This is a genomic window from Thalassobacillus sp. C254, from assembly GCF_001310615.1.
The window spans coordinates 1-1117 of the sequence record NZ_BAXQ01000069.1; the positions used below are offsets into that span (position 1 = coordinate 1).

Annotated in this window: 1 rRNA gene; it reads right to left on the minus strand. The window is 53.8% G+C overall.

The annotated features are described in order from the left end of the window. Window positions 1–75 precede the first annotated feature (75 nt). Window positions 76–1117 (minus strand): 23S ribosomal RNA (locus tag JCM19033_RS21665); the annotation flags it as partial.

The window sequence follows — 1117 nt, forward strand, 5'->3', positions numbered from 1 at the left end:
GAGAACATCGTTCTCTCAAAACTGAATAACAGAGAAGAAATAGAGTGTATCACCGAGGCGCCCACCTATTTGTGTTAGGATAAGCCTCGACCGATTAGTATCTGTCAGCTTCACGTGTCGCCACGCGTCCACCTCAGACCTATCAACCTTGTCATCTTCAAGGGGTCTTACTAGCTTGGCGCTATGGGAAATCTCATCTTGAGGGGGGCTTCATGCTTAGATGCTTTCAGCACTTATCCCGTCCACACGTAGCTACCCAGCTATGCTCCTGGCGGAACAACTGGTACACCAGCGGTGTGTCCATCCCGGTCCTCTCGTACTAAGGACAGCTCCTCTCAAATTTCCTGCGCCCGCGACGGATAGGGACCGAACTGTCTCACGACGTTCTGAACCCAGCTCGCGTGCCGCTTTAATGGGCGAACAGCCCAACCCTTGGGACCTACTTCAGCCCCAGGATGCGACGAGCCGACATCGAGGTGCCAAACCTCCCCGTCGATGTGAACTCTTGGGAGAGATTAGCCTGTTATCCCCAGGGTAGCTTTTATCCGTTGAGCGACGGCCCTTCCATACGGTACCGCCGGATCACTAAGCCCGACTTTCGTCCCTGCTCGACTTGTAGGTCTCGCAGTCAAGCTCCCTTTTGCCTTTGCACTCTTCGAATGATTTCCAACCATTCTGAGGGAACCTTTGGGCGCCTCCGTTACTGTTTAGGAGGCGACCGCCCCAGTCAAACTGCCCACCTGACACTGTCCCTGAACCGGATCACGGTCCGAGGTTAGAATTTCAGTACAGCCAGGGTAGTATCCCACCAGCGCCTCCACCGAACCTGGCGGTCCGGTTTCCAAGGCTCCTACCTATCCTGTACAAGCTGTACCAAAATCCAATATCAAGCTACAGTAAAGCTCCATGGGGTCTTTCCGTCCTGTCGCGGGTAACCTGCATCTTCACAGGTAATATAATTTCACCGGGTCTCTCGTTGAGACAGTGCCCAAGTCGTTGCACCTTTCGTGCGGGTCGGAACTTACCCGACAAGGAATTTCGCTACCTTAGGACCGTTATAGTTACGGCCGCCGTTTACTGGGGCTTCAATTCGAAGCTTCTCCCGAAGGGGATAACC